General features: G+C 55.5%; 31 protein-coding genes and 1 tRNA gene. 26 read left to right on the forward strand and 6 right to left on the reverse strand.

Going from position 1 to position 26,159, the window contains the following annotated elements; translation table 11 throughout:
- Positions 1-2: 2 nt before the first annotated feature.
- The 16 genes from rplE (at position 3) to QEP11_RS14890 (ending at position 8,219) form a co-directional block, all read left to right on the forward strand.
- Positions 3-542 carry a 50S ribosomal protein L5 gene (gene rplE, locus QEP11_RS14815; protein WP_003050507.1) on the forward strand — a complete coding sequence of 180 codons (540 nt, stop codon included), beginning with the start codon at positions 3-5 and terminating at the stop codon, positions 540-542.
- An 8-nt stretch (positions 543-550) separates the two neighbouring features.
- Positions 551-856 carry a 30S ribosomal protein S14 gene (gene rpsN, locus QEP11_RS14820; RefSeq protein ID WP_054065032.1) on the forward strand — a complete coding sequence of 102 codons (306 nt, stop codon included), beginning with the start codon at positions 551-553 and terminating at the stop codon, positions 854-856.
- 20 nt (positions 857-876) lie between these two features.
- The gene (rpsH, locus tag QEP11_RS14825) at positions 877-1,272 is read left to right on the forward strand and encodes a 30S ribosomal protein S8 (RefSeq protein ID WP_284337424.1); all 396 of its coding nucleotides are present in this window, start codon (positions 877-879) and stop codon (positions 1,270-1,272) included.
- Between the two features lie 24 nt (positions 1,273-1,296).
- The gene (rplF, locus tag QEP11_RS14830; protein WP_284337425.1) at positions 1,297-1,830 is read left to right on the forward strand and encodes a 50S ribosomal protein L6; all 534 of its coding nucleotides are present in this window, start codon (positions 1,297-1,299) and stop codon (positions 1,828-1,830) included.
- A gap of 11 nt (positions 1,831-1,841) precedes the next feature.
- Complete coding sequence (gene rplR / locus QEP11_RS14835; protein WP_191722413.1) at positions 1,842-2,207, forward strand: 50S ribosomal protein L18; 366 nt, start codon at positions 1,842-1,844, stop codon at positions 2,205-2,207.
- Positions 2,208-2,222: 15 nt separating this feature from the next.
- The gene (rpsE, locus tag QEP11_RS14840; protein WP_284337426.1) at positions 2,223-2,744 is read left to right on the forward strand and encodes a 30S ribosomal protein S5; all 522 of its coding nucleotides are present in this window, start codon (positions 2,223-2,225) and stop codon (positions 2,742-2,744) included.
- A 14-nt stretch (positions 2,745-2,758) separates the two neighbouring features.
- Entirely contained in the window at positions 2,759-2,941 is a 183-nt protein-coding gene (gene rpmD, locus QEP11_RS14845; RefSeq protein ID WP_284337427.1) for a 50S ribosomal protein L30, read from the forward strand.
- 11 nt (positions 2,942-2,952) lie between these two features.
- Positions 2,953-3,384, forward strand: a complete 432-nt coding sequence (rplO, locus tag QEP11_RS14850; RefSeq protein ID WP_284337576.1) for a 50S ribosomal protein L15 — start codon at positions 2,953-2,955, stop codon at positions 3,382-3,384.
- Between the two features lie 22 nt (positions 3,385-3,406).
- Positions 3,407-4,720: a preprotein translocase subunit SecY gene (gene secY, locus QEP11_RS14855; RefSeq protein WP_284337428.1), complete on the forward strand. Its 1,314-nt coding sequence runs from the start codon at positions 3,407-3,409 to the stop codon at positions 4,718-4,720.
- A gap of 142 nt (positions 4,721-4,862) precedes the next feature.
- Positions 4,863-4,976 carry a 50S ribosomal protein L36 gene (gene rpmJ / locus QEP11_RS14860; RefSeq protein ID WP_003050535.1) on the forward strand — a complete coding sequence of 38 codons (114 nt, stop codon included), beginning with the start codon at positions 4,863-4,865 and terminating at the stop codon, positions 4,974-4,976.
- Positions 4,977-4,998: 22 nt separating this feature from the next.
- Complete coding sequence (rpsM, locus tag QEP11_RS14865) at positions 4,999-5,364, forward strand: 30S ribosomal protein S13 (protein ID WP_284337429.1); 366 nt, start codon at positions 4,999-5,001, stop codon at positions 5,362-5,364.
- 17 nt (positions 5,365-5,381) lie between these two features.
- The gene (gene rpsK / locus QEP11_RS14870; protein ID WP_174862330.1) at positions 5,382-5,783 is read left to right on the forward strand and encodes a 30S ribosomal protein S11; all 402 of its coding nucleotides are present in this window, start codon (positions 5,382-5,384) and stop codon (positions 5,781-5,783) included.
- 90 nt (positions 5,784-5,873) lie between these two features.
- Positions 5,874-6,497 (forward strand): 30S ribosomal protein S4, encoded by a 624-nt coding sequence (gene rpsD / locus QEP11_RS14875; protein ID WP_284337430.1) that lies wholly within the window; start codon positions 5,874-5,876, stop codon positions 6,495-6,497.
- Positions 6,498-6,613: 116 nt separating this feature from the next.
- The gene (locus tag QEP11_RS14880) at positions 6,614-7,612 is read left to right on the forward strand and encodes a DNA-directed RNA polymerase subunit alpha (RefSeq protein WP_284337431.1); all 999 of its coding nucleotides are present in this window, start codon (positions 6,614-6,616) and stop codon (positions 7,610-7,612) included.
- A 125-nt stretch (positions 7,613-7,737) separates the two neighbouring features.
- Positions 7,738-8,118, forward strand: coding sequence for a 50S ribosomal protein L17 (rplQ, locus tag QEP11_RS14885; RefSeq protein ID WP_284337432.1), 381 nt, complete (start codon positions 7,738-7,740; stop codon positions 8,116-8,118).
- A 24-nt stretch (positions 8,119-8,142) separates the two neighbouring features.
- Positions 8,143-8,219 (forward strand) — tRNA-Met (locus QEP11_RS14890).
- A gap of 24 nt (positions 8,220-8,243) precedes the next feature.
- Here QEP11_RS14890 and QEP11_RS14895 read toward each other — a convergent pair.
- A complete protein-coding gene (locus tag QEP11_RS14895) occupies positions 8,244-8,486 on the reverse strand; it encodes a hypothetical protein (protein ID WP_284337433.1) in 243 nt (80 codons plus the stop codon).
- A gap of 28 nt (positions 8,487-8,514) precedes the next feature.
- Complete coding sequence (locus QEP11_RS14900; protein WP_284337434.1) at positions 8,515-9,300, reverse strand: IclR family transcriptional regulator; 786 nt, start codon at positions 9,298-9,300, stop codon at positions 8,515-8,517.
- 234 nt (positions 9,301-9,534) lie between these two features.
- On the opposite strand from QEP11_RS14900, the gene QEP11_RS14905 reads away from it, so the two are divergent.
- From QEP11_RS14905 to QEP11_RS14915, 3 genes are read left to right on the forward strand one after another with little or no spacing between them, the layout of a single operon-like run.
- Positions 9,535-10,662 (forward strand): efflux RND transporter periplasmic adaptor subunit, encoded by a 1,128-nt coding sequence (locus QEP11_RS14905; protein ID WP_284337435.1) that lies wholly within the window; start codon positions 9,535-9,537, stop codon positions 10,660-10,662.
- 10 nt (positions 10,663-10,672) lie between these two features.
- Positions 10,673-13,825, forward strand: a complete 3,153-nt coding sequence (locus QEP11_RS14910) for an efflux RND transporter permease subunit (protein ID WP_284337436.1) — start codon at positions 10,673-10,675, stop codon at positions 13,823-13,825.
- A complete protein-coding gene (locus QEP11_RS14915; RefSeq protein WP_284337437.1) occupies positions 13,822-15,234 on the forward strand; it encodes an efflux transporter outer membrane subunit in 1,413 nt (470 codons plus the stop codon). Before QEP11_RS14910 ends, QEP11_RS14915 begins: the two co-directional genes overlap by 4 nt.
- 580 nt (positions 15,235-15,814) lie before the next feature.
- On the opposite strand, the gene QEP11_RS14920 is transcribed toward QEP11_RS14915, so the two are convergent.
- Positions 15,815-15,997 (reverse strand): hypothetical protein, encoded by a 183-nt coding sequence (locus QEP11_RS14920; RefSeq protein ID WP_284337438.1) that lies wholly within the window; start codon positions 15,995-15,997, stop codon positions 15,815-15,817.
- A 1,215-nt stretch (positions 15,998-17,212) separates the two neighbouring features.
- Here QEP11_RS14920 and QEP11_RS14925 point away from each other — a divergent pair.
- Positions 17,213-18,463 carry an Hsp70 family protein gene (locus QEP11_RS14925; protein WP_284337439.1) on the forward strand — a complete coding sequence of 417 codons (1,251 nt, stop codon included), beginning with the start codon at positions 17,213-17,215 and terminating at the stop codon, positions 18,461-18,463.
- Between the two features lie 120 nt (positions 18,464-18,583).
- On the opposite strand, the gene rsmI is transcribed toward QEP11_RS14925, so the two are convergent.
- A complete protein-coding gene (rsmI, locus tag QEP11_RS14930) occupies positions 18,584-19,507 on the reverse strand; it encodes a 16S rRNA (cytidine(1402)-2'-O)-methyltransferase (protein ID WP_284337440.1) in 924 nt (307 codons plus the stop codon).
- Between rsmI and QEP11_RS14935 the strand changes: the two genes are divergently transcribed.
- The 3 genes from QEP11_RS14935 (at position 19,507) to QEP11_RS14945 (ending at position 21,258) form a co-directional block, all read left to right on the forward strand.
- Positions 19,507-19,902 carry a YraN family protein gene (locus QEP11_RS14935; protein ID WP_284337441.1) on the forward strand — a complete coding sequence of 132 codons (396 nt, stop codon included), beginning with the start codon at positions 19,507-19,509 and terminating at the stop codon, positions 19,900-19,902. The genes rsmI and QEP11_RS14935 overlap by 1 nt on opposite strands.
- Before the next feature lie 97 nt (positions 19,903-19,999).
- Entirely contained in the window at positions 20,000-20,596 is a 597-nt protein-coding gene (locus tag QEP11_RS14940; protein ID WP_284337442.1) for an SIS domain-containing protein, read from the forward strand.
- The gene (locus QEP11_RS14945; protein ID WP_284337443.1) at positions 20,596-21,258 is read left to right on the forward strand and encodes a BON domain-containing protein; all 663 of its coding nucleotides are present in this window, start codon (positions 20,596-20,598) and stop codon (positions 21,256-21,258) included. Before QEP11_RS14940 ends, QEP11_RS14945 begins: the two co-directional genes overlap by 1 nt.
- A 63-nt stretch (positions 21,259-21,321) precedes the next feature.
- On the opposite strand, the gene QEP11_RS14950 is transcribed toward QEP11_RS14945, so the two are convergent.
- Both QEP11_RS14950 and QEP11_RS14955 read right to left on the reverse strand, forming a co-directional pair.
- Positions 21,322-22,458, reverse strand: coding sequence for a PilT/PilU family type 4a pilus ATPase (locus tag QEP11_RS14950; RefSeq protein ID WP_284337444.1), 1,137 nt, complete (start codon positions 22,456-22,458; stop codon positions 21,322-21,324).
- A 24-nt stretch (positions 22,459-22,482) separates the two neighbouring features.
- Positions 22,483-23,526 (reverse strand): type IV pilus twitching motility protein PilT, encoded by a 1,044-nt coding sequence (locus QEP11_RS14955; RefSeq protein WP_284337445.1) that lies wholly within the window; start codon positions 23,524-23,526, stop codon positions 22,483-22,485.
- 93 nt (positions 23,527-23,619) lie between these two features.
- Between QEP11_RS14955 and QEP11_RS14960 the strand changes: the two genes are divergently transcribed.
- The 3 genes from QEP11_RS14960 (at position 23,620) to QEP11_RS14970 (ending at position 26,099) form a co-directional block, all read left to right on the forward strand.
- Entirely contained in the window at positions 23,620-24,342 is a 723-nt protein-coding gene (locus QEP11_RS14960; RefSeq protein ID WP_284337446.1) for a YggS family pyridoxal phosphate-dependent enzyme, read from the forward strand.
- Between the two features lie 166 nt (positions 24,343-24,508).
- Positions 24,509-25,660 (forward strand): aminotransferase class V-fold PLP-dependent enzyme, encoded by a 1,152-nt coding sequence (locus tag QEP11_RS14965; RefSeq protein WP_284337447.1) that lies wholly within the window; start codon positions 24,509-24,511, stop codon positions 25,658-25,660.
- Between the two features lie 34 nt (positions 25,661-25,694).
- A complete protein-coding gene (locus tag QEP11_RS14970; RefSeq protein ID WP_284337448.1) occupies positions 25,695-26,099 on the forward strand; it encodes an FKBP-type peptidyl-prolyl cis-trans isomerase in 405 nt (134 codons plus the stop codon).
- Positions 26,100-26,159: the final 60 nt, after the last annotated feature.

Here is a 26,159-nt window from a genome sequence, read left to right on the forward strand (position 1 = left end):
ACATGGCACGTTTGCAAAAACTGTATCGCGAAAAAATCGCGGCAGAACTGAAAGAAAAGTTCGGCTACACCTCCGCTATGGAAGTGCCCCGTCTGACCAAGATCACTCTGAACATGGGTGTGAGCGAAGCCGTGGCCGACAAAAAGGTGATGGACAACGCCGTGGCAGACCTGACCAAGATTGCAGGTCAAAAGCCCGTGGTGACCAAGGCCAAGAAGGCTATCGCCGGTTTCAAGATCCGTGAAGGTCAAGCAATTGGCTGCATGGTGACCCTGCGTGGCGTTCAAATGTACGAATTCCTGGACCGTTTCGTGACCGTGGCCCTGCCTCGTGTGCGCGACTTCCGCGGTATCTCGGGTCGTTCGTTCGACGGTCGCGGCAACTACAACGTTGGCGTCAAAGAACAGATCATCTTCCCTGAAATCGAATACGACAAAGTGGATGCTCTGCGTGGTCTGAATATCAGCATCACGACAACGGCTAAGAACGACGAAGAGTGCAAGGCACTGCTCGCAGCGTTCAAATTCCCCTTCAAGAACTGAGGTGGCGCATGGCTAAGAAAGCTTTGATCGAGCGCGAACTGAAGCGCGAAAAGCTGGCAGCTAAGTACGCTGCCAAGTACGCAGAACTGAAGGCAATCGCCGGCGACGCAAAGCGTACCGACGAAGAGCGTGATGCAGCCCGTTTGGGTCTGCAGAAGCTGCCACGCAACGCAAACCCAACTCGCCAACGTAACCGTTGCGAAATCACTGGTCGTCCACGTGGCACATTCCGTCAATTCGGTCTGGGTCGCGCAAAGATCCGTGAACTGGCCTTTGCTGGTGACATCCCCGGTGTTACCAAGGCTAGCTGGTAAGCAAGCAGGAGAGATACAAGATGAGCATGAGTGATCCTATCGCCGACTTGCTGACCCGTATTCGCAACGCCCAACTGGTGTCCAAGGCCACCGTGTCGGTTCCTTCCTCTAAGGTGAAGGTTGCCATCGCACAAGTGCTGAAGGACGAGGGCTATGTTGACGGTTTTGAAGTCAAGACCGAAGACGGCAAGTCTGAACTCGTTATTACCCTGAAGTACTACGCTGGTCGCCCTGTGATCGAGCGTATCGAACGTGTAAGCCGTCCTGGCCTGCGCGTGTACAAGGGCCGTGACGCTATTCCTCAAGTCCAGAACGGCTTGGGCGTGGCCATTGTTACCACCCCTAAGGGCGTGATGACAGATCGCAAAGCACGTGCTACCGGTGTCGGCGGCGAAGTGCTGTGCTATGTGGCCTAACGGACATTAAGGAGAAATACTGAAATGTCTCGCGTAGCAAAAGCAAATGTGACCATCCCCGCTGGCGTGGATGTGTCTATCAATGCTGACTCCATCAAGGTCAAGGGCAAGGGCGGTGAACTGACCCAGGCGCTGAACCCTCTGGTGACCATCAGCAACAACGAAGGCAAGCTGTCGTTTGCCCCTGCTAACGATTCCCGTGACGCTGACGCGCTGGCCGGTACTTTCCGCCAGTTGGTCAACAACATGGTGAAGGGCGTAACCGAAGGCTTCGAAAAGAAGCTGAGCCTGATCGGCGTGGGTTACAAGGCCGCCGTGCAGGGCAGCAAGCTGAACCTGAACGTGGGCTTCTCGCACCCTGTGCACTTTGAAGCTCCCCAAGGCATCACCATCACTACCCCCACTCCGACTGAAGTCGTGATCAAGGGTGCTGACCGCCAAGTGGTGGGTCAGCTGGCTGCTGAGATCCGCGCCGTTCGTCCACCTGAGCCTTACAAGGGCAAGGGCATCCGCTATGTGGGTGAGAAGGTCGTGATCAAAGAGACCAAGAAGAAGTAAGGAGCTGCAATATGTTGACCAAGAAAGAGCAGCGTCTGCGTCGTGCACGTCAAACACGTATCCGCATTGCACAGCAAGGCGTGGCACGTTTGAGCGTGAACCGCACGAACCTCCACATCTACGCCAGCGTCTTCTCCGAAGATGGCACCAAGGTGTTGGCCACAGCTTCGACTGCCGAAGCCACTGTGCGCGCACAACTGGGCGCCGCTGGCAAGGGTGGCAACGTGGCTGCCGCCACACAAATCGGCAAGCTGATTGCCGAGCGTGCTAAGGCTGCCGGCGTTGAGAAAGTGGCTTTCGATCGCGCTGGTTTCGCATACCACGGCCGCGTGAAGGCCTTGGCAGAAGCCGCTCGCGAAGCGGGCCTGCAGTTCTAAGCGGAGCGGACAAAAATGGCAAAGTTTTCCCCCAAGGTGCAAGACGAAGGTCGTGACGACGGTCTGCGCGAAAAAATGATCGCGGTGAACCGCGTCACCAAGGTTGTGAAGGGTGGTCGTATTCTCGGCTTCGCTGCACTGACCGTGGTTGGCGACGGTGATGGCCGCATTGGCATGGGTAAGGGCAAGTCCAAGGAAGTGCCTGCAGCTGTGCAAAAGGGCATGGAAGAGTCCCGCCGCAACATGATCAAGGTATCGCTCAAGAGCGGTTCCATTCACCACTCTGTGGTGGGTCATCATGGTGCTGCTCGTGTGGAACTGCACCCAGCTCCCAAGGGTACCGGTATCATCGCCGGCGGCCCAATGCGCGCTGTATTCGAAGTGGTCGGTGTGACCGATATCGTGGCCAAGAGCCATGGCTCTTCGAATCCTTACAACATGGTTCGCGCCACACTCGACGCTTTGAAGAACTCCACTACCCCTGCGGAAGTGGCTGCAAAGCGCGGCAAGTCGGTTGAAGACATCTTCACCGCCTGATCGGAGTCCAGCACATGACAACACAACAAACTGTCAAGATTCAGCTGGTTCGTAGCCCCATCGGCACCAAAGAGTCGCACCGTGCGACTGTGCGTGGCCTGGGTCTGCGTAAGCTGAACAGCGTCAGCGAACTGAAGGACACCCCTGAAGTGCGCGGCATGATCAACAAAATCGCCTACTTGGTGAAGGTTCTGTGAAAGGATTGATGATGGAACTCAATAGCATCAAGCCCGCAGCAGGCGCCAAGCACGCAGCACGTCGCGTGGGTCGCGGTATCGGTTCTGGTCTGGGTAAGACTGCCGGTCGTGGTCACAAAGGTCAGAAGTCGCGTTCGGGTGGCTACCACAAGGTAGGCTTCGAAGGCGGTCAGATGCCCCTGCAACGTCGTCTGCCTAAGCGCGGCTTCAAGTCCATGACTTTGAAGTTCAACGCTGAAGTGACCTTGGCTGCTCTGGAGCAGCTGGGTCTGGCCGAAGTGGACGTCGCAGCACTGAAGCAAGCAGGTCTGGTAGCCTCCAACGCCCTGGTGGTGAAGGTTATCAAGAGCGGTGAGCTGACCAAGGCTGTTAAGCTGAATGGCATTGGTGCCACAGCTGGCGCCAAGGCTGCCATCGAAGCTGCCGGTGGCAGCATCGCCTGATTAAGTTCTGAAAGAGACATCCGTGGCTACTAGCGCAGCTCAAATTGCAAAAACCGGCAAGTTTGGTGACTTGCGTCGCCGACTGGTTTTTCTGTTGCTTGCGCTGGTCGTATACCGTATCGGGGCACATATCCCCGTGCCGGGTATCGACCCAGCGCAGCTGCAGCAGCTGTTCAATGGCCAGCAGGGCATTCTCAACCTGTTCAACATGTTTTCGGGTGGAGCGCTTTCGCGCTTCACAGTGTTCGCATTGGGGATCATGCCGTACATCTCGGCATCGATCATCATGCAGCTGATGACTTATGTCGTCCCTACATTTGAGCAACTGAAAAAGGAAGGTGAGGCGGGTCGTCGCAAGATTACCCAATACACCCGCTACGGCACACTGGCCCTGGCACTTTTCCAGTCGTTGGGTATTGCCGTGGCTTTGGAAAGCTCTCCTGGTCTGGTGTTGGATCCAGGCTTTGGCTTCCGCATGACTGCGGTGGTCAGCCTGACTGCTGGCACTATGTTCCTGATGTGGCTCGGCGAGCAGATCACTGAACGTGGTCTGGGCAATGGCATCTCTATCCTGATCTTCGCTGGTATTGCCGCAGGCTTGCCCAGCTCGATTGGTGGATTGCTGGAGCTGGTTCGTACCGGTGCCATGAGCATCCTGGCCGCGATCTTCATCGTCCTCGTTGTGGCAGCAGTGACGTACTTCGTCGTGTTTGTCGAGCGTGGTCAGCGGAAGATCCTGGTGAATTACGCGCGCCGCCAAGTCGGCAACAAGGTGTATGGTGGTCAGTCTTCGCACTTGCCACTGAAGTTGAATATGGCAGGTGTGATTCCTCCCATTTTCGCTTCGTCGATCATCTTGCTGCCAGCAACCGTGGTGAATTGGTTCAGTGCAGGGGAATCCATGCGCTGGTTGAAGGACATTGCTGCAACGTTGACCCCCGGTCAGCCGATTTATGTGATGCTCTACGCCGCCGCAATCATTTTCTTCTGTTTCTTCTATACAGCACTCGTGTTCAATAGCCGCGAGACCGCTGATAATCTGAAGAAGAGTGGTGCTTTCATCCCCGGTATTCGTCCCGGCGACCAGACTGCCCGCTACATTGACAAGATTTTGGTGCGTTTGACACTGGCTGGCGCCATCTACATTACATTTGTATGTTTGCTGCCTGAGTTCTTGATCCTGAAGTACAACGTTCCGTTCTACTTCGGTGGTACGTCGCTGCTGATTATTGTGGTGGTGACGATGGACTTTATGGCACAGGTACAAAACTACATGATGTCGCAGCAGTACGAGTCCCTTCTGAAGAAGGCCAACTTCAAGGCATCAGGTCACTGAGATATGTGAAGGGCATTCCTCCTGGAGTTTTCCAGGAGGAATCCAATAACAGGCAAGTATGAGTGCTCTGCACTTTTTCACGGTCACAGGCAGTGTCCAGGTCGAAAGAGTGAATACGGATGCAAAGTTTTAGGAGAATGAAATGAGAGTTTCGGCTTCGGTCAAGAAAATCTGCCGCAACTGCAAGATCATCCGCCGCAAAGGTGTGGTACGCGTGATCTGCACAGACCAGCGCCATAAGCAGCGCCAGGGCTGATTGAAAGTATTAGAGGACTAATATGGCACGTATTGCTGGTATTAACATCCCGCCCCACAAGCATGCTGAAATCGGCCTGACCGCCATTTTCGGTATCGGTCGTGCGACTGCTCGCAAGATTTGCGAAGCTTGCGGCATTGATTACTCCAAGAAGGTTAAGGACCTGTCGGACGCTGATCTGGAAAAGATCCGTGACGTGCTGGCTCCCATGACTTTGGAAGGTGACCTGCGTCGCGAAACAACCATGAACATCAAGCGTTTGATGGACATCGGCTGCTATCGCGGTTTCCGTCATCGTCGTGGTCTGCCTATGCGCGGTCAACGTACACGCACCAATGCCCGTACTCGTAAGGGTCCGCGCAAAGGCGCAGCGGCACTGAAGAAATAAGGGATTGAGAGATCACTATGGCTAAGGCACAAAACAACGCTGCAGCACGTGTACGTAAGAAAGTTCGCAAGAACATTTCTGACGGTATTGCACACGTGCACGCTTCGTTCAACAACACGATCATCACCATCACCGACCGTCAGGGTAATGCTCTGTCGTGGGCTTCGTCGGGTGGCCAGGGCTTCAAGGGTTCGCGTAAGTCGACTCCTTTTGCAGCCCAGGTTGCTTCGGAAGTGGCTGGTCGTGCTGCTATCGAACAGGGCATCAAGAACCTGGACGTCGAAATCAAGGGTCCCGGTCCTGGCCGTGAATCCTCGGTTCGCGCCCTGGGTGCTCTGGGTATCCGTATCACTTCCATTGCGGACGTGACACCGGTTCCCCACAACGGCTGCCGCCCTCAAAAGCGTCGTCGTATCTAATTTTTGTAAGCCCACCGCCACCCGGGTTGTTTTTTAGCATCCCGGGTGGCTCCCGTGTGTAAGCACGGTAGATGAATAAAGGAAACTCAAGTGGCACGTTATATCGGCCCCAAGGCCAAGCTCTCTCGCCGTGAAGGCACCGACCTGTTCCTGAAGAGCGCTCGTCGCTCCATCGCGGACAAGGCTAAGTTTGACACCAAGCCCGGCCAACACGGTCGCACATCCGGTCAGCGTACCTCTGACTACGGTCTGCAACTGCGTGAAAAGCAGAAGGTCAAGCGCATGTACGGCGTGCTGGAAAAGCAATTCCGTCGCTACTTCGAAGCTGCTGACCAGAAGAAGGGCAACACCGGCGCGAACCTGCTGGGTCTGCTGGAAACTCGTCTGGACAACGTGGTCTACCGCATGGGCTTTGGTTCCACTCGTGCTGAAGCACGTCAGCTGGTATCCCATAAGGCGATCACTGTGAACGGTCAATCCGTGAACATCCCTTCCTATCTGGTGAAGGCTGGTGATGTGGTTGCTGTGCGTGAAAAGTCCAAGAAGCAAGCCCGTATTGTTGAAGCCCTGCAACTGGCTCAACAAGTTGGCTTCCCCGCTTGGGTTGAGGTGAGCCTGGACAAGGCTGAAGGTACTTTCAAGCAAGTGCCTGACCGCGATCAATTCGGCGCCGACATCAACGAATCTCTGATCGTTGAGTTGTACTCGCGTTAATCGTAGTTTCGGTTGAGCAATCAACCATCCCGTTCCTAAACCGCGAGGCATCGCGGTTTAGGTGCTTCACCAGCCTTACCGGTGTAACGAGCCGGGGGTATTGAGAGGAAGTCTGCATGCAAACAAATCTGCTGAAACCCAAGACGATTAATGTTGAGCAGCTTGGCCACAACCGTGCCAAGGTGACGCTGGAGCCTTTTGAGCGTGGCTACGGTCATACGCTGGGCAACTCGCTGCGTCGCGTATTGCTGTCGTCCATGGTGGGTTACGCAGCGACGGAAGTCACGATTGCTGGCGTGCTGCACGAGTACTCGTCCATCGATGGCGTGCAAGAAGATGTGGTGAACATCCTCCTGAACCTGAAGGGCGTGGTGTTCAAGCTGCACAACCGCGACGAAGTGACTCTGAGTCTGCGTAAGGATGGCGAAGGCGTAGTGACTGCGCGTGACATCCAGACTCCCCACGACGTCGAGATCATCAATCCTGACCATGTGATCGCCAACCTGTCGCAAGGCGGCAAGCTGGATATGCAGATCAAGGTGGAACAAGGCCGTGGCTATGTGCCCGGTAACGTGCGTCGCTACGGTGACGAGTCGACCAAGTCGATCGGTCGTATCGTGCTAGATGCATCGTTCTCTCCCGTTCGTCGTGTGAGCTACACCGTGGAATCTGCACGTGTGGAACAGCGTACCGATCTGGACAAGCTGGTTGTCGAAATCGAAACCAACGGCGCTATCAATGCTGAAGACGCAGTGCGTGCATCTGCCAAGATTTTGGTGGAGCAACTGGCAGTGTTCGCTCAGCTGGACGGCGAGTTTGGCGAAGGCGGCATTCTGCAGTCTGGCGGCAACCGCTCGAACGCACAAACGTTCGACCCGATCCTGCTGCGTCCTGTCGACGAGCTGGAACTGACCGTTCGTTCTGCAAACTGCCTGAAGGCAGAAAACATTTACTACATCGGTGATCTGATTCAGCGCACCGAGAACGAGTTGCTCAAGACACCTAATCTGGGTCGCAAGTCGCTCAATGAAATCAAGGAAGTTCTGGCTTCCCGTGGTCTGACTCTGGGCATGAAGCTCGAGAACTGGCCACCAGCAGGCTTGGAAAAGCGTTAATTCGCTGATCAAGCTATAATCGCTGGCTCTTTGCCTGTAAGGGTGAAGAGCCAGAATTTTTACCCAAGTGCACCGAGTGGTACCTGATACGGCCACCCGACCAAACTATTTAAAAGGAAAGCACCATGCGTCACGGAAATGGCCTGCGTAAACTGAACCGTACTTCTGCTCACCGCAAGGCGATGCTGCAGAACATGATGAATTCTTTGATCGAACACGAAGCGATCAAGACCACCGTACCCAAGGCCAAGGAACTGCGCCGCGTGATCGAGCCCATGATCACTCTGGCCAAGGTGGACACCGTGGCTAACCGCCGTCTGGCATTTGACCGCCTGCGTGATCGCGACAGCGTGACCAAGCTGTTCAACGTGCTGGGCCCTCGCAACGCAAAGCGTCCTGGTGGCTACACACGCATCCTGAAGATGGGCTTCCGCGTGGGTGACAATGCTCCTATGGCTTTCGTTCAATTGGTTGAACAAGCTGAAGAAACTCAAGCAGCAGAATAATTCTGTGCTATAATTTGGACATATCGCGAGGTGGAGCAGTCTGGTAGCTCGTTGGGCTCATAACCCAAAGGTCGTTGGTTCAAATCCGGCCCTCGCAACCAAATCAAAAACCCTGTTGAAGCAGTTCAACAGGGTTTTTTGTTGGGCATTCTAATTTTGCCCACATGCCGTGATGCATCGGCTTTTGCCATCACGGTGCAGGTCTGGGGTGTGGTTAAGCCTGTCGAGTCTTCCAGTGTTTGTGTTGTGGTGATTGCAGGCCCCCATTTTGCATAGCCCATTTTGGGTAGGGTAATGCTGCGAACAGCGGCCCCTGAAAGCAAGTCACCTTGCTTGAGTGCGCTCAGGTTTAGCGTGAAATCCGTCACTTCAGCTCATGAACTCACATGACAAGCCTTAGCGTGCATTGTTGAGGTGTGGGCTGTCGAGGAGCTTTTCGATGGTGTCACGTACCGTGAAAAGCTCTTGCTTGAAAGTCTCCAGCTGCGCTACCAAGCGTACGGTGGGCGCCAGAATCATCAGGGCATAAACGCCGCGATAGGTGCTGATTGCGACGGAGATGCCACTGGCGCCGTTGATGACCTGATCCATATCCACAGCGTAGCCTTGTGCACGAACTTGAGCAATGCGCTCCAGCAGCGCTTCACTGCTGATTTCAGACTCTTGTCCCGCGTCCAGCCGCCACTGCAGGATTGATGCTTCATCCATACGTGCAAGAAGCACCTGACCTGGTGCGATGACATGCAACGGCGGAGCAATCCCAATCTGGGGCACAACGCGCAGGACTTGCTCGCCCACTACGGAATCCACCACATGCAGCTTTTGCATCTGCAGTCTTGCCAGGCAGACGGTTTCTTGAAGCTTGATGGAGAGTTGTTCCACATAGGGCTTGAGCAATGGCAGCACATCAGAATTGGTCTGGTACAGCATTTGTCCCAAAGCCGGGCCAATGCGGAAACCGGAGGGGCCTGCAGGCTCGACCAAGTGTTCTGCCACCAAGGCATTGATGATGCGCTGCACTGTCGAGCGCGGCAAATCTACAGCGCTCGCAATAGCTGCCAAGCTCATACCGTGGGGCTGGGCTTGAGCGCTCAGCGTGCGCATGATTTTGCTGGTTCGGGCAATGACCTGAATCCCTCCTTGTTGGCGGTCATCGTTGTCGCAAGCAGGTGAATCGATCATTACAAGTCGTGGAAAGAAAGTTGTTCAAAGTTTTTTGCAAATCCCAAGTTTGAAAGCTTATCGCCTTCCGGGCGAACAAGGTTGTTACGAAGCATTGCAAAGCTGATTTCATCACAAAGTGATACACTGCATCGCATTGCGGTACAGATGGGCGGCAATTCTCTTCAAGAATGCCGTCCTTTTGTCGTCTAACTTCTGCCAGCGCACCGCTGGTCTTTCAAAGAGAGTGAATTCATGAGCGTGAAGCTTCCGAGGGCGGCGCGTACGGCTTTGGCCGTGGCCGCAACAGCGATGTTGATTGCATGTGGCGATAAAGCTGGCGATCAGGCTAACCCGCAGGGGCCTGCAGCGGTGGGGGTTTATGAAGTGCAGACACAGGCGGTGTCTTTGGGGGCAGAGTTACCAGGCCGCACCGTTGCCTCGCGCGTGGCAGAAGTGCGCCCTCAGACCAGCGGAATCGTTCAAAAGCGCTTGTTTGAAGAAGGCACGGTGGTCAAAAAAGGGCAAGCGCTCTATCAGATTGACCCAGCCACGATGAATGCACGTCTGACCAAGGCACAAGCGCAGTTGCAAAGTACAGAAAATCTGGCAAAACGTTACGCTGTGCTGCGCGAGAAAAATGCCATCAGCCAGCAGCAATATGACGATGCGCAAAGTGCCTGGCGCAATGCCCAGGCCGATGTGGAACTGGCTCGCATTGACACCGTGTATGCCAAGGTTCTTTCACCGATTACAGGGCGTATTGGCCGCTCTAGCGTGACAGAGGGTGCGCTGGTTGGTGTGGGACAGGCCGAGGCGATGGCGACCGTGCAGCAACTGGATCCGATTCACGTGGACATGCAGCAGTCCATGGTGGAGATTTTGCGTTTGCAAGCGCAAAACTCGAACGGCAAGGGCAATGCTCAGGTGCAGCTATTGCTGGAGGATGGCAGCGTTTATCCCCAGGTGGGTACGCTCAAGTTCAGTGAAATGAATGTGGATGAGACCACCGGCTCTGTGACCTTGCGGGCCACATTTGCGAACCCGGATGGAGTGCTGCGTCCAGGCATGTTTGTACGTGCGCAGATTCAGACAGCAACCAAAGAGGACGCATTGCTGGTGCCGCAGCAGGCGGTGTGGCGCAACTCGCAGGGCAAGTCGATGGTCTGGGTGGTGGGAGAGGACAGTATAGCCAAGCCTCGGCCTGTGAACGCAGTGCGCACTGTGGGCAATACATGGCTGGTTGAAGGCGGGCTGCAAGCTGGTGAAAAGGTGATTACCGAAGGCTTGCAGAAGCTGCGCGGAGAGATGCCTGTGCAAGCTGTGCCTGCGACCAATGTGGATATCGTGACCGACCTTTACGCAGTGGCCCAGGGCGCTTGAAGGGAACGGTATGTCTAAATTTTTTATCCACCGCCCCATTTTTGCGTGGGTGCTGGCCATTGTGGTCATGCTTGCAGGTGTGCTGGCGATCAAGAGCCTGCCCATCAACCAGTATCCGAATGTGGCACCGCCTGCAATTTCCATTTCTGTGACTTACCCGGGGGCCTCAGCACAAACTGTGCAGGACACGGTGGTTCAGGTGATTGAGCAGCAGCTCAACGGTCTTGATGGGCTGCGCTACATCACTTCGGCGTCCGAGTCCGATGGCTCCATGCAGATTGTGGTGACGTTTGAGCAGGGCACCGACCCGGACATTGCGCAGGTGCAGGTGCAAAACAAGCTCAATCTGGCAACGCCCATGCTGCCGCAAGAAGTGCAGCAACAAGGTATTCGCGTGGCCAAATACCAGATGAACTTCATGCTGGTGGTAGGCCTGGTATCCGAAGACGGGAGCATGAATTCGGAGGACTTGGCAGACTATATTGCCTCCAATATGCAAGACCCGATTTCGCGCACCAAGGGAGTGGGCGACTTTCAGTTATTTGGCGCACCGTATGCCATGCGCATCTGGCTGGACCCTGCCAAACTCAATGCACACCAGCTCACGCCTTCGGATGTGATTCTTGCTGTACAGAGCCAGAACGTGCAGGTTTCTGCCGGCCAGTTGGGGGGCTTGCCCACCATGAATGACAAGGTGCAGTTGCAAGCCACTGTGCTGGGCAAGACACGCATGAAAACGGCGGAGGAGTTCCGCGAAATCATGCTGAAGGTCAAACCCAATGGTGCACAGGTCCGGCTCAAGGATGTGGCTGATATAGCTCTGGGAGGCCAGTTCTCGGCAATCTCCGGCAAGTTCAATGGCAAGCCGGCGGCAGGCTTGGCATTGCGTTTGGCCACGGGTGGCAACGTGCTGGAGTCAGTCCAGGCTGTGCGCGAGACCATTGCCAAGTTGGAGCCCAACTTCCCGCCCGGTGTAGAAGTGGTCTACCCCTACGACACCTCGCCTGTGGTGCAGGTGTCGATCGACTCGGTCATCCACACCCTTCTGGAAGCCATTGGCCTGGTGTTCCTGGTGATGCTGCTGTTCCTGCAAAGCGTGCGTGCCACCATCATTCCCACGCTGGCGGTGCCCGTGGTGTTGCTGGGCACCTTCGGAATCTTGCTGGTTGCGGGCTTCACCATCAATTTGCTCACCATGTTTGCCATGGTACTGGCCATTGGTTTGCTGGTGGACGATGCGATTGTGGTGGTGGAGAACGTGGAGCGCCTGATGCATGACGAGCATCTGTCGCCGAAGGAGGCCACCATCAAATCCATGGGGCAGATCTCGGGTGCCCTGGTGGGTATCGGTCTGGTGATTTCTGCGGTTTTTGTGCCCATGGCGTTCATGGATGGTTCCACCGGCGTGATCTATCGCCAGTTTGCCATCACCATTTCGGCGGCCATGGGGCTTTCGGTGCTGGTGGCATTGATCTTCACGCCTGCACTGTGCGTCACGATCTTGAAGGCACCAGAGCACGGTAAGAAGCCAGCGCGCTTTTTTGCATGGTTTAACCGTGTTTTTAACCGCGGAGCCACTGGCTATGCAGTTGGTGTAGAAGGAATCTTGAAGCGTAACAAAGGCTTTTTGCTGGTCTATGTGCTGCTGCTGGCAGCCTTGGTGGCACTGTTTGCCCGCATTCCCACAGCCTTCTTGCCCGAGGAAGACCAGGGCACGATGATGGTTCAGGTGTCATTGCCTCCGAATGCAACGGCAGCGCGGACCGACCAGGTGTTGCAGGCAGTGAGCCAGCATTTGCTGGAGAATGAAAAAGACACCGTTTCGAGCGTGATGGCGGTCAATGGCTTCAACTTTGCCGGTCGTGGTCAGAACAACGGTCTGCTTTTTGTAGGGCTGAAATCGTTCGAAGAGCGCAAGGCTCCGCAACAGCACCTCAAGACCCTCTACGAGCGTACTTGGCAGTTCGTGAACCAGATCAACGACGCCATGATCATTCCGATCATGCCACCTGCGATTGTGGAACTGGGCAATGCCACAGGCTACGACTTCTACCTGCAAGACAACGGCGGTGTGGGGCATGAAGTGCTTATGCAAGCACGCAACCAGATGCTGGGAATGGCGGCGCAATCTCCAAAGCTGGCGATGGTGCGTCCGAACGGCTTGTCTGATGAGCCACAGTATCAAGTCGAGATCGATGAAGAAAAGGCCCGGGCGCTGCAGCTGAGTCTGGCGGACATCAATTCCACCATGTCGATTGCCTGGGGGTCTGCCTACATCAATGACTTTATTGACCGGGGGCGTGTCAAAAAGGTGTTCTTGCAGGGCAAGGCCGATGCGCGCGTGGGGCCTGAGGACTTCGACAAATGGTATGTGCGCAACAGCATGGGCAAGATGGTGCCTTTCAGTGCCTTCGCCACAGGCCAATGGGTTTATGGACCCGCCAAGCTGGAGCGCTTCAACGGCGTTCCGGCAGTGCAAATCGTGGGCAGCACAGCTCCAGGCGTGAGCACGGGTGAAGCCATGGCGATTGTGGAAGGCTTGGCCCAGCAGCTTCCTCCTGGCGTTGACCTCGTGTGGACAGGTTTGTCGTATGAGGAAATCAAGGCGGGTAATCAGAGCGCCTGGGTCTTGGCTTTGTCCATGCTGATGGTCTTTCTGTGTCTGGCAGCCCTCTACGAGAGCTGGTCGATTCCATTCTCTGTGATGCTGGTTGTACCTCTGGGTATCCTGGGTGCGGTGCTGGCCACACTCAGTCGCGGGCTCACCAATGATGTGTTCTTCCAGATCGGCATGATTACCACCATGGGGCTGGCCGCCAAGAACGCAATTTTGATTGTGGAATTTGCGCGCGAGCTGCATGAAGAAGAGGGTAAGCCGTTGTTCCAGGCCGCTGTTGAAGCTGCCCGCCTGCGCTTGCGCCCCATCATCATGACCTCCATGGCCTTTGTGCTGGGTGTGCTGCCGCTGGCTATCGCCACTGGCGCATCCAGTGGCAGCCAGCATTCCATCGGCACCAGTGTGGTGGGCGGTACCTTGGCGGGCACCTTCCTGGCCATCTTCTTTGTGCCGCTGTTCTTCTTTGTGATCGGTAGCATCACGCAGCGTTTTCGCAAGGTAAAGCCTGCGCAGAACGTGACCTCTAGCGAGGGCAACAACGTATGAAATTTCACACCCTGACCGGCGCTTTGGCGCTGGCGGGGCTGTTGAGCGCATGCTCCATGGCCCCGAAATATGAAACACCCGCAGCACCTGTGCCTGCGCAATGGTCATCGACCGCTGCAACCACGGCTGAAGCCGTCGCACCGGTGCATTGGGAACAATTCTTTGGCAACGCGCAACTGCGAGAAGTGATTGGTCTGACACTGGCACATAACCGCGACTTGCGTGTCGCCGCATTGAATGTCGACGCTTTCCAGGCGCTGTACCGTATTCAGAAGGCTGATAGCTGGCCAGCGATAGGAGTACAGGGGACAGGCAGCAGGCAGCGTTTGCCTGCCGATGTGGCTAACGCACCCGATGCGGTCATCTCCAGCACCTATACCGTGGGCCTGGGCGTGACCTCGTATGAGCTGGACCTGTTCGGGCGTGTGAAGTCGCTCAACGAGCAGGCCTTGCAACAATATCTGTCGATGGACAGCACGCGCAAGGCGACCGAGCTGAGTCTGGTGGCAGCAGTGGCCAGTGCCTGGTTGAGCTGGCAGGCAGATCAGCAAATGCTCAATGTGGTCACGAGCACATTGGCGGCCAATGAGAAAGCGCTGGAGTTGATCGTGGCGCAGGTGGACAACGGCATTGCCACCGATTTGCAGCGTCACCAGGCGCAAAGTGCTGTAGACAGCGCACAGGCTCAACATGCCCAGTACACACGTGCGGTGGAGCAAGACCTGAACGCGCTGCAGTTGTTGGTGGGCACGGAGCTACCAGAATCAATACGCAATGCCAGGGTGGATGCTCAAGACTGGCAACTGGCAGCATTGCCCGTCGACCTGCCTTCACGTGTCTTGGCCCAACGACCAGACATTTTGGCCGCCGAGCAGCAACTGAAAGCTGCAAACGCCAACATTGGTGCGGCCCGTGCGGCGTTCTATCCCAGTATCTCGTTGACTGCGAGCGCGGGTACGGTGAGTAGCGACTTGTCGGGGCTGTTCAAAGGCGGCTCCGGTACCTGGAGCTTTGCGCCGCAGATTCATATTCCACTGTTCAGTGCAGGCCGTCTGGCGGCCAATCTCGATTACGCAACGCTGCAAAAAGACGTGCGCGTGGCGCAGTATGAAAAAGCCATTCAAACTGCCTTCCGTGAAGTAGCCGACGGTTTGTCGGCCCGCAGCACCTATGGCAAGCAGTTGCAGGCGAATCAGAATCTGGTGCAAACCTCGGGCAAGTACCTCGATTTGGCGCAGTTGCGCTATGACGCCGGTGTGGAGGGCTACCTGACCGTGATTGATGCCCAGCGCAATTTGCTGAGTGCGGAGCTGGGTACGGTGCAAACGGCTTTGCAGCAAGCGTTGAGCGAAGTGAATTTGTTCAAGGCACTTGGGGGCGGGATGCTGGAGGCAGAGCCCGACAAATGATGCGTTGAGCGGTTTTTTCTGCAAAGTTCTTTTTCAGGCTTTATAACGAAAGTCACTCTGGTCTTGCTGGAGTGACCTTTTTTGTTTTCAGTGCGCCAAAGAAAAGGAAGCAAAAGTGAGGTGAGTTTGCAGCACTGCTCGGTGAAGCTCGCTGTGTTCTTTAGCATCTTTTTACTTAACAGTTGCCGGAAATAGGACAGATATCCAGCAAGGAGACGCGACGCTTGTGTGTGCAGGTGAGGGCGATCGATTCCTTGCTGCCGCTCGTGTTTCGGCGTGTATGTCTGCTGCGCAGAAATTTCGGCAGTTCTTACATGCAAGTCAAAGTAGCAGTTCCAGGCACAAAGTAGTCACCCCAGGCACCTACATCTGCTGATCCTCGAATGCTATCTTCTGTTAAGCAGTGGACAGTATGCGCAGGCTAGTCGAGAAGGCGCCGAATGTCCGCTATTACGGGATAGGAAATGGCGCTATCGACCCAGAGCAGACAACTGTTCTCTTGTGAAGCCTGGATGAGCAAACTAATGGACTAGGTAAGCCGCCAGGAGAATGCGGGCCGGCTTGAGCGCAGGGTTAGCTACTATTTTTTACCACCACCACCCGCTGGCGCGTTACTGCGACCACCACCAGACGGATTGCCCGTACCGCTTGGCCAACCACCACCGTTGCCTTGAGCACGCCCCCCACTGCTACCGCCGCCACCACTTCCGCCCGAGCGTCCACCACCACTATGACCACCGCCTGTACTTCCACCTTTGCTCATATACAAACTCCTTGCTGGGTGATTGAAAAAGCATATTTCCAGCCGGTACAAGAAATACACCGAAAGAATATTGGCTAACTAGATTAAGAAGACATGTGGTGTACATGTTTAGTTCGCTTAACACTGTATGAGTGCGCAGCTCGAAAGACAAATTAGTTGTTGCCATGTTTAGACAAACCTAAAAATTTCGATCTAAGCCTTTGGTGAATACTGAAAATGACAGTTGCTGGCCGTTCTGCGACTGTCGCAAATCACCCAAAGCGGTCACTCTTCAGACGACGTAGCAACAGAATCTGGATGATGTTGTTGACCGTGTCCAGCGCACACGCCAAAACGGTAGATCCTCGTGCGTCGAGTGCATAGTTGAAACGTGAAAGGTTTATTCCTTTACGTGTTCGATACTGTGTTCTTCGGTAATTGCATTCGAGCCACATCAAACTGGACAACCAGTCTTTTTCTGCAGCGCTCAATGCTTCCCGAAGCCCTTGGTTGAGATTGCCGAGAAGACCATACGCCATACGCGTGGGCTGATGATCATTGCTTGCCAGGGACTAAGCCGTAAAATTGGATGGATGGCGGGACTGGGTTCGCTGTGGTGGCTCAATTTCACGCTGCCACGTCTGCAACCATGCAGTAATTGCCTTTTGTAGCAGCCGCTACCAATTCGCTTGTGAGTTAGCGCAATGGGTGGAGCATTGGCTGGCAATATCCGCCAGAACTTGCTGCGTATGCGCTACTTGCCTGGAAATACGCTCTACCAAAGGTCATGTGGTTGGCCCGGGCGTCGCAGACGCTGCCACTTGTTGCGCATTCCGGCGGATTGGGAGGCTATGTCAGTTCAAAGTGTCCTAACTAAGCAAACGTGCCAATCTGCTGCAAGTGGGCATGGGGATCCATTGGTATTTCCGTGGTGAGCAATGACGGACAGCCTGAAGTCGAAACTGAAATAGGTTTGCCAGAATTTCGCTTCTGCCCGTTTCCGATATTTGACCTTGGAGGTCATGAAGCGGCTTTACAAGCTCAGGCACTTTTTCATCCCTGCAAGGGTTTCCCCAAGCTGCCACAATGGCGCCCCTTTGTTTGATTGGCGCGCCTGCCCTTCATGGTTTCCCGTGCTTGTGAAATAAGGTTTTCAGATCTGCTTAATCTGAAAACCTTATTTTTCCAGCGCCTGCAGCTCATGTTCCGGCAGTGCCTGAGTGAGAGATTTACGAGATGCAGATACTTCCCCACACCACGCTGGGCATTGATTTTGGTACGTCCAACTCCGCCATGTCTTGGCGCCTGGCTAGGCAGAGAGCGCAGTTGGTGCAGTTGGAGGGGAAGGCGACTGCGATGCCCACAGCCTTGTTCTTCAATTACGAAGACCGCAGCACGCATTACGGGCGTGATGCCATGCAGCAGTACCTTCAGGGAGAAGAAGGGCGCTTGATGCGTTCCCTCAAAAGCCTGTTGGGCAGCAGTTTGCTGCAAGACAAGACGGCGGTGCACGGCAAGCTGGTGAGCTACCAGGACATCATTGCCATGTTTCTCAAACACCTGGCGGAACAGGCGCAGCAGCACATGGGTGGTTTGCCTGAGCGCGTGGTGCTGGGCCGCCCCGTTCACTTTGTTGATGGCAACCCCGAGCGCGATGCGTTGGCGCAATCTTCGCTGGAAGCGGCTGCGCATGCTGCGGGTTTTCAGGAGGTGGCATTTCAGCTGGAGCCGATTGCTGCAGCGCTGGACTATGAGCAACGTTTGAGCGAAGAGGCTTGCATTTTGGTGGTGGACATTGGCGGCGGTACTTCAGACTTCACCGTGGTGCGGCTGGGGCCTCAATTTGCAGGCAAGCATGACCGTGCACAAGATATCCTGGCTACCACCGGCGTGCACATCGGTGGTACAGACTTTGACTACAAGCTCAATGTGGCGCAAGTGCAGCCCTTGCTGGGGCTTGGGCACGTGGGGCCTAGCGGTCGTGAAGTGCCCAGCCGGGTGTTCTATGACCTGTCGACCTGGCATCTTATCCAGTGGCTCTATACCGCAAAGTCCATGCGCGAAGCAGAGGCGCTGCGCACTGATTACACCGATCGCAAACTGCATGATCGTCTTATGCGCGTATTGAACGAACAGGCAGGTCATCGTCTGGCTGATGCGGTGGAGCAGGGCAAGATCAGTGCGTCCAGAATGGCGGCCGATGCGCTGATGGATTTGGGCTGGATTGAGCAGGGCTTGAACGCGCAGATCACCGTGCAGGGCCTGGCGCAACATTTGCATCTGTTGCTGGCTGATGTGGTGAAGTGTGCGCAGGACTGTGTGAGCAAAGCAGGCTTGCGCAAGGAGCAGATTACGGCGGTGTATCTGACGGGTGGTTCCTCCGCCTTGCAGACGTTGCGCGATGCGTTGCAGGTGGCGTTTCCAGATACGCCACAAGTAGTGGGCGATCTGTTCGGAGGCGTGGCATCGGGACTGGCTTATGCGTAAGCCCTGAACGATGCGCGCTTTTGTTTGGGCAGCAGTGTTTGGGATGGTGGCCGGTGATGTCTGTTCGCGCAGGCTCCGGCCATCCTAGACAAAGCAGATGCTAAGTAAAAAAAGCAAGAATTACGTGGTTTCACTTTCGCGCTTTATCTCTAAAGCGCGTTCATAGAGCGTATTGCGATTGCCACCTGTGATTTCAGCGGTCAACTTCACCGCTGTCTTGGTTGGCAGTTCCGACAGAAGCAAACGCAACACGCGCTCGGCCTCGCCGCTTTCTTGCTGCACTTCGACGGGGTGCAGCACGATCACAAACTCGCCCTTGCTGCGGTTGGCTTCGGCATCCAGCCAGGTGGTCACATCTTGCGCGGCATGGGTGGTGACTTGTTCAAACTGCTTGGTGATCTCGCGTGCCAGCGTCACTTTGCGTTCGCCCAGGACAGCCAGGGCTTTGGCCATTTCCTGAATGCGGTGGGGCGCTTCCAGCAGGACCACGCAGCGGGCTTCGCCAGCCAGCTTTTGCACGGCAGTCTGGCGCTCGGCATTTTTTGTAGGCAAAAAGCCGGCAAATACAAAGCCGCCATCGCCTTGACCCGGTGGCACGCAACCGGCCACGCTGATGGCGCTGGTGATGCTGCTGGCACCAGGTAATGGCATGCTGCGCAGACCGTGCGCACACAAGGCAGCGCACAGGCGGGCACCAGGGTCACTCACTCCAGGTGTGCCGGCATCGCTGACATAGGCAATGCGCTGCCCCTGCTGCAGGCGAGCGATGATGCCTGCAGCGGCTTCGGCTTCATTGTGCTGATGCACTGCCAGGAGCTGATTTCCCGGACGCTCCAGGCCGTAGCTGCGCAACATACCTTGGGTGTGGCGGGTGTCCTCGCAGGCAATCGCATCCACGATTTGCAGCACATGCAGGGCACGTAGCGAGATATCAGCCAGATTCCCGATGGGCGTAGCTATGACATACAGGACACCCTGAGGATAATTTTGCGAAGCAGCTGCATCACGCGCTGCTGTCAATGCCGAAGCGAAAGAGGCACTCAATGTTCTTCCTTGGGAAAAAGTCCAGGCCCGATGGGGCATCTACAAGCAAAGCCCGTGGGCAGGTGGCTGAAGACAAGGCCTTGGGCTATTTGCAAGCGCAGGGCCTGCAACTGATTGCCCGCAATTATCGGACGCCTGGTCGAGGGGGTGGGGAAATTGATTTAATCCTGCAAGAAAGGGACGGCACTGTGGTGTTTGTTGAAGTGCGCAGTCGCAGCCATGACAGTTTTGGCGGTGCTGGGGCCAGCATCGGGTCCGCCAAGCGCCAGCGTATTGTGTTCGCCGCAGAACATTGGCTGCATTGCACTGGTTATAGTGCGGCATGCCGTTTCGATGTGGTGCTGCTTGATGGCCCGCATCTACAGTGGCTCCGTGCTGCCTTTGATGCCGTTTAAGGCGCTGCCTGGAACTTCTTAAAGTTGACGCAGTCGCACACGGTGTTAACCGAACGCTACAAAATTAGATAAGGCGCACAGTTATCATCACCATCCCATGCTTGAGCAACAAATTCAACAACATTTCATTGACAGTGCGGACTTGAAATACCAGTCCGCGCAAGCATTGAGCCTGCCTATCTCTTCGGCGGTACAGGCTTTGCTGGCTTGTATCACTGGCGGCGGAAAAATTCTGGCTTGTGGTTCTGGCGCTTCGGCCAGTCAGGCGCAAATGTTTGCAAGTCTTTGCGTGAGCGGTTTTGAGCGTGATCGCCCTGAATTGGCAGCTGTGGCGCTGACGTCTGACAGCGGTTTCCTCGGCTCGTTGTCTGGGGCCGCAAGCTTGTCCAACCACTATGTGGCGCGGCAAGTACGGGCATTGGGGCAAGCCAGTGATGTGTTGCTGTTGATCTCTATCACGGGTCAAGAAACGAGCATGCTGGAGGCTGTGGATGCCGCACACGAGCGTGACATGATGGTGGTGGTGCTGACTGGCCATACCGGAGGAGCTTTGGCAGGCCGGGTCAGAGAGACGGATGTTTTGATCTGCGTGCCGCATGAGCGGCCAGCGCGTGTGCGCGAAGTGCACGATCTGGTGCTCAACTGCCTATGTGATGGCGTAGACACTCAATTACTTGGCGAACAGGAGATGTAATGAAAGAGCAATGGCGGCGAGCAGGTTTGGCCATCGTGGTAGCTGGGACGCTGGCGGGAAGCTTGAGTGCTTGTGTGCCCCTGCTGGTGGGAGGCGGCGCTGTCACTGGCGTGCTGGTGGCTTCGGATCGTCGAACTTCGGGCATGTATCTGGAAGACGAACGCATTGAGCAAAAAGCTGCAGCGCTATTGCGTGATATCCCAAAGAACGGTGCCCGAGTCAGTGTTACCAGTTTTAATCGCTTGGTATTGATCACGGGGGAAGTGCGCACTGAAGAAGAAAAAGCAGCTTTTGAGAACGTGGTGAAGGGCGTGGACAATGTACGCACCGTGATCAACGAGCTGGAAGTTGTACCGTTTATCTCCTCCATTACCCAGCGTAGCAAAGACACTTTCATCACAAGCAAGGTCAAGGCCAGCATTCTGGACGCCAAGGACTTGCAAGCCAACACCATCAAGGTGGTGACCGAGATGAATGTGGTTTATCTCATGGGGCTTGTGACGCCGCGTGAATCCAAGCGTGCTGCAGAAATTGCGCGTGGCGTGAATGATGTCCGCAAAGTGGTGCGTGTGTTTGAAACTATCTCTGAGGAAGAGCTGGCCACCTACCGCACGCGCAGCGATGAAGCGCCGGTTGAGCAAGATCCTGCAGCGCAGAACTGAGACCATTGACCACTTAAAAAAAGCCCGGATCCTCCGGGCTTTTTTGTGGCACGAAAAATGCCTTCAGATAATGCGGAAGTGTTCGGTGCCAGCCGCCAAGTCGGTATTTTTGGCGCGTTGGCTGTGTAGCTTGATTTGCAGGCGCAAGTCGTTCACGGAGTCCGCATTGCGCAGCACATCTTCATAAGATACTGCGCCACTTTCATACAGGTCAAACAGTGACTGGTCAAAGGTCTGCATGCCCAGTTCACGGCTCTTCTTCATGATCTCCTTGATTTCCACCACATCGCCCTTGGTGATCAGGTCGGAAATCAGCGGGGTGTTGAGCAGTACTTCCAGCGCAGCAATACGGCCTTTGCCTTCTTCCTTAGGCAGCAGGCGCTGAGAGATCATGCCGCGCAGGTTCAGCGACAAGTCCATGAGCAATTGCTCGCGCCGATCTTCGGGGAAAAAGTTCACGATGCGGTCCAGCGCCTGGTTGGCGTTGTTGGCATGCAAAGTGGCCAGGCACAGGTGCCCCGTTTCCGAGAACGCAATGGCGTGCTCCATGGTTTCCCGATCGCGGATTTCACCCATCAGAATCACATCAGGGGCTTGGCGTAGCGTGTTCTTGAGAGCGATCTCCCAGCTGTCGGTATCCAGGCCTACTTCTCGCTGGGTGATGATGCAGTTCTTGTGAGGATGCACAAATTCAATGGGGTCCTCGACCGTGATGATGTGCCCCTGCGAATGCTCGTTGCGCCAATCCACCATGGCAGCCAGCGAGGTGGATTTTCCCGAACCTGTGGCGCCCACCACGATGCACAAACCACGTTTGGTCATGGCCACTTCTTTGAGCACCTGGGGAAGCCCCAACTGATCAATGGTGGGAATATTGGTGGGGATGGTACGTAGCACCATCCCCACACGCCCTTGCTGTAGGAAAGCATTCACCCGAAATCGGCCAATCCCTGCAGGGGAGATCGCGAAATTGCACTCTTTGGTGCGCTCAAACTCCGCCACTTGTCTGTCACTCATGATGGAGCGTGCCAGTGTCAGCGTATGTGCTGCCACCAAGGGTTGATCCGTCAGTCGAATGACCTTGCCGTCGGATTTGATGGCGGGAGGAAAATCGGCGGTGATGAACAGGTCACTGCCCTTGCGTGCCAACATCAATTTGAGCAAGTCATTGATGAATTTGCTGGCCTGATCGCGTTCCATATCGCTGTCTCCAAATGCAGGGGCTTAGCCGGGGAAGTTTTCGGGCGATTTGGCCTTGCTGCGCGCTTCGGCGGCACTGATCCTGTTGCGTCGTACCAGCTCAGCCAGGTTCTGGTCCAGGGTCTGCATGCCCACATTGCTGCCAGTCTGTATGGCCGAGTACATCTGGGCCACCTTGGATTCGCGAATCAGGTTGCGAATGGCACTGGTTCCCAGCATGATTTCGTGGGCTGCGACACGACCACTGCCATCTTTTGTTTTGCACAACGTCTGGGAAATCACTGCTTGCAGAGACTCCGAGAGCATGGCCCGGATCATCTCTTTTTCTTCACCCGGGAAGACGTCGATGATACGGTCGATGGTCTTGGCTGCACTGGACGTGTGCAGTGTGCCAAATACCAAGTGCCCGGTTTCGGCTGCGGTCATGGCCAGCCGAATCGTTTCCAGGTCACGCAGCTCACCGACCAAGATGCAGTCCGGGTCTTCGCGCAATGCGGAACGCAATGCAGCAGAAAAAGAATGCGTCATGGGCCCCACTTCACGCTGGTTGACCAGACATTTCTTGGAGTCATGCACAAATTCGATCGGGTCTTCCACCGTGAGGATGTGGCCGTGCTGGTTGTGGTTCAAATAGTCCACCATGGCAGCCAAGGTGGTGGATTTCCCGGAGCCCGTCGGGCCCGTTACCAGGACCAGACCTCGAGGCTTGAGTGCCAGGTCTGCAAAGATTTTGGGAGCGTTCAGGTCGTCCAGTGTCAAAATCTTGCTTGGAATCGTGCGGAACACGGCTGCGGAGCCACGGTACTGGTTGAAGGCATTCACGCGAAAGCGTGCCAGGCCAGCTATCTCAAACGAAAAGTCCACCTCCAGGTTCTCTTCGTAGGCCTTGCGCTGGCTGTCGTTCATGATGTCGTAGACCATGGCATGCACGGTTTTGTGGTCCAAAGGCTCCACATTGATGCGACGGACATCGCCATGCACGCGGATCATTGGAGGAAGGCCTGCAGACAGATGCAAGTCTGAAGCCTTGTTTTTGACACTGAAAGCCAGCAACGTGGTGATGTCCACAACAGTTCTCCCTCTCAATACCGCACTGCTTGCGCACTTCTTTGGCGCGACTCGCTGTGAGCGGTTTTATGGTTTGGTACGCTTTGGATGATTATGACGATGATTGCCAGCAAGCTCTTAAGCGTTCGCGCCCAGATTAACGACACATGTCAAAAGTTCGGCAGGCAAACCTCCGATGTTGCGTTGTTGGCGGTGTCCAAAACATTTCCGGCAGAGGCTGTGCATGAAGCCGCCATGGCGGGACAACGTGCTTTTGGGGAAAACTATATTCAGGAAGGTGTCGACAAGATCCTTGCCTTGCGGGCCATGCCGGATGTGCCTGCGCTGGAGTGGCACTGCATCGGCCCGATTCAAAGCAATAAAACCAAGTTGGTGGCCGAACACTTTGACTGGGTGCATACCGTGGATCGCGACAAGATTGCGCAGCGTTTGAATGCGCAGCGCCCAGATGGCTTGCCTCCACTACAGGTTTGTATTCAGGTGAATGTCGATGGTGGAGCCACCAAGTCTGGTTGCTCGCCGCAAGATGCGCTACAACTTGCCCAATTGATTGCTACGTTACCCAGGCTACAGCTGCGTGGCGTGATGAGTATTCCTGATCCCCAGCCGACAGAGCAAGCCATGCTGGACGTTCATCGCCGTGTGGTGCAAGTGTTTGCAGACATTCGTGCAGCAGGTATTTCAGGGCTGGAGCAGTGGGACACAATCAGCCTTGGGATGACTGCAGACATGTCGTCTGCCATTGCTGCGGGCAGCACCATGGTACGGGTGGGTAGCGGCATTTTTGGTGCGCGTGATTACAGCGCCAGGACCTAGGGACATCAGGGTGCGCAATATTTTGAGATGGCGCAAACCATATATACACAACGGCATATGCTGTGCATATGAAAAACGAAAGCTCACTCGCCCTTGAAAAAGGGGCGTGCTAAGCTGTTTTCCATAGCAACATGGCCGCATTGCGGCCTGATTATTTGGAGAAACCATGCCCGGACTTTTGCCCGATATCGATCCTGATGGCCTGCTGGAATTTTCGGTGGTCTACACCGACCGCGCACTCAACCACATGTCTCAACGCTTTACGGGTGTGGTGCAGGACATTCTTGGGACACTCAAAGAGGTGTACGGAGCGCACACTGCAGTTTTGGTCCCCGGCAGCGGCACATTCGGCATGGAGGCGGTGGCACGTCAGTTCGCCAATGGGCAAAAGGTGTTGATTGTGCGCAATGGCTGGTTCAGCTATCGCTGGACGCAGATTTTTGAAGCCGGCAACTTTGGCCTGGGTGGCGGCGCAGTGGTGTGCAAAGCGCGCAAACAAGGCGCAGGCAGCCAAGATCCGTGGGCGCCTTGTGCTGCTGAAGATGTTGCAGCCACGATTCGCGCGGAAAAGCCCAAAGTTGTGTTCGCGCCGCATGTGGAAACGGCCAGTGGCATTCTCTTGCCAGATGACTACCTGCGCACGATTGCCGATGCTGCGCACGAGGTCGGCGCATTGTTTGTGCTGGACTGCGTGGCTTCAGGTGCCATGTGGGTGGACATGCGCCAGACGGGTGTTGACGTGCTCATCTCTGCACCGCAAAAGGGATGGAGCAGCTCGCCTTGTTGTGCCATGGTGATGTTGTCCGAACGCGCTCGCACTGCCATTGAAGCGACGCAAAGCTCAAGTTTCTCCTGCGACTTGAAGAAGTGGATGCAAATCGCTGAAGGCTATGAGCAGGGCAAGCATGCCTATCACACCACCATGCCGACCGACGCGCTGGTGCGCCTGCGTGATGTGATGCTGGAGACGCGTGCCTATGGTTTTGCCAAGGTGCGTGAGGAACAGATTGAGCTGGGTACCAAAGTGCGAGCCCTGCTGGAGGCACGTGGATTTCCCAGTGTGGCTGCAGAAGGATTCAAGGCCCCTGGTGTGGTGGTCAGCTACACCACCGATCCCGGCATTCAAAGTGGCAAGAAATTTCTGGACGTCGGTTTGCAAACTGCTTCTGGCGTGCCATTGCAGTGTGATGAGGGGCCAGATTTCCAGACTTTCCGCATTGGCTTGTTTGGTCTGGAGAAGTGGCACAACGTGGATCGCACTGTGGGCCACTTGCGTGCTGCGCTGGATGCGATGGGCGTGCCACCAGCCAGGGCATGATGCGGGATTAGCACCAAGATAGAAAGCAAATGCCATGAAAAAACATATTTGGGCCTTGTCCGCCGCTTGCCTGTTCGCTGCAGGTTTTGCTCATGCAGTGCCAGAAACCACGGCCAGTGGCCTGGTCTATGAAGTGATCACCGAAGGTACGGGTGCTCAACCCAAGGCATCGGATACGGTGCGCGTGCACTATCGCGGATGGTTTCCAGACAGTGGCAAGGAGTTCGACAGCTCGATTGCCCGTGGTCAGCCGATCGACTTTCCGCTCAACCGGGTGATCCCATGCTGGACAGAGGGCGTGCAAAAAATGAAAGTAGGGGGCAAAGCCAAGCTGACCTGTCCTGCCAGCATTGCCTATGGCAGCCGTGGCATGGGGCCAATTCCAGGCAATGCGACCTTGAATTTTGAGGTCGAGCTGCTGGGCGTGAATGGCAAGTAATTGCGTGTTATCACAGACGGAAGGCGTTCATAGCACTAAGCGCTGCAGCAATGTGACGTG

The sequence above is a fragment of the Comamonas halotolerans genome, assembly GCF_030162935.1.
In the GTDB taxonomy this organism is placed as follows: Bacteria; Pseudomonadota; Gammaproteobacteria; order Burkholderiales; family Burkholderiaceae_C; genus Comamonas; species Comamonas halotolerans.

What these genes read in the sequence shown, in the direction of transcription:
- rplE (WP_003050507.1), top strand. Translation starts at nt 3, where the DNA reads ATGGCACGTTTGCAAAAACTGTATCGCGAAAAAATCGCGGCAGAACTG.
- rpsN (WP_054065032.1), top strand. Translation starts at nt 551, where the DNA reads ATGGCTAAGAAAGCTTTGATCGAGCGCGAACTGAAGCGCGAAAAGCTG.
- rpsH (WP_284337424.1), top strand. Translation starts at nt 877, where the DNA reads ATGAGCATGAGTGATCCTATCGCCGACTTGCTGACCCGTATTCGCAAC.
- rplF (WP_284337425.1), top strand. Translation starts at nt 1,297, where the DNA reads ATGTCTCGCGTAGCAAAAGCAAATGTGACCATCCCCGCTGGCGTGGAT.
- rplR (WP_191722413.1), top strand. Translation starts at nt 1,842, where the DNA reads ATGTTGACCAAGAAAGAGCAGCGTCTGCGTCGTGCACGTCAAACACGT.
- rpsE (WP_284337426.1), top strand. Translation starts at nt 2,223, where the DNA reads ATGGCAAAGTTTTCCCCCAAGGTGCAAGACGAAGGTCGTGACGACGGT.
- rpmD (WP_284337427.1), top strand. Translation starts at nt 2,759, where the DNA reads ATGACAACACAACAAACTGTCAAGATTCAGCTGGTTCGTAGCCCCATC.
- rplO (WP_284337576.1), top strand. Translation starts at nt 2,953, where the DNA reads ATGGAACTCAATAGCATCAAGCCCGCAGCAGGCGCCAAGCACGCAGCA.
- rpmJ (WP_003050535.1), top strand. Translation starts at nt 4,863, where the DNA reads ATGAGAGTTTCGGCTTCGGTCAAGAAAATCTGCCGCAACTGCAAGATC.
- rpsM (WP_284337429.1), top strand. Translation starts at nt 4,999, where the DNA reads ATGGCACGTATTGCTGGTATTAACATCCCGCCCCACAAGCATGCTGAA.
- rpsK (WP_174862330.1), top strand. Translation starts at nt 5,382, where the DNA reads ATGGCTAAGGCACAAAACAACGCTGCAGCACGTGTACGTAAGAAAGTT.
- QEP11_RS14880 (WP_284337431.1), top strand. Translation starts at nt 6,614, where the DNA reads ATGCAAACAAATCTGCTGAAACCCAAGACGATTAATGTTGAGCAGCTT.
- rplQ (WP_284337432.1), top strand. Translation starts at nt 7,738, where the DNA reads ATGCGTCACGGAAATGGCCTGCGTAAACTGAACCGTACTTCTGCTCAC.
- QEP11_RS14900 (WP_284337434.1), bottom strand. Translation starts at nt 9,300, where the DNA reads ATGATCGATTCACCTGCTTGCGACAACGATGACCGCCAACAAGGAGGG.
- QEP11_RS14905 (WP_284337435.1), top strand. Translation starts at nt 9,535, where the DNA reads ATGAGCGTGAAGCTTCCGAGGGCGGCGCGTACGGCTTTGGCCGTGGCC.
- QEP11_RS14910 (WP_284337436.1), top strand. Translation starts at nt 10,673, where the DNA reads ATGTCTAAATTTTTTATCCACCGCCCCATTTTTGCGTGGGTGCTGGCC.
- QEP11_RS14915 (WP_284337437.1), top strand. Translation starts at nt 13,822, where the DNA reads ATGAAATTTCACACCCTGACCGGCGCTTTGGCGCTGGCGGGGCTGTTG.
- QEP11_RS14920 (WP_284337438.1), bottom strand. Translation starts at nt 15,997, where the DNA reads ATGAGCAAAGGTGGAAGTACAGGCGGTGGTCATAGTGGTGGTGGACGC.
- QEP11_RS14925 (WP_284337439.1), top strand. Translation starts at nt 17,213, where the DNA reads ATGCAGATACTTCCCCACACCACGCTGGGCATTGATTTTGGTACGTCC.
- QEP11_RS14935 (WP_284337441.1), top strand. Translation starts at nt 19,507, where the DNA reads ATGTTCTTCCTTGGGAAAAAGTCCAGGCCCGATGGGGCATCTACAAGC.
- QEP11_RS14940 (WP_284337442.1), top strand. Translation starts at nt 20,000, where the DNA reads ATGCTTGAGCAACAAATTCAACAACATTTCATTGACAGTGCGGACTTG.
- QEP11_RS14945 (WP_284337443.1), top strand. Translation starts at nt 20,596, where the DNA reads ATGAAAGAGCAATGGCGGCGAGCAGGTTTGGCCATCGTGGTAGCTGGG.
- QEP11_RS14950 (WP_284337444.1), bottom strand. Translation starts at nt 22,458, where the DNA reads ATGGAACGCGATCAGGCCAGCAAATTCATCAATGACTTGCTCAAATTG.
- QEP11_RS14960 (WP_284337446.1), top strand. Translation starts at nt 23,620, where the DNA reads ATGACGATGATTGCCAGCAAGCTCTTAAGCGTTCGCGCCCAGATTAAC.
- QEP11_RS14965 (WP_284337447.1), top strand. Translation starts at nt 24,509, where the DNA reads ATGCCCGGACTTTTGCCCGATATCGATCCTGATGGCCTGCTGGAATTT.
- QEP11_RS14970 (WP_284337448.1), top strand. Translation starts at nt 25,695, where the DNA reads ATGAAAAAACATATTTGGGCCTTGTCCGCCGCTTGCCTGTTCGCTGCA.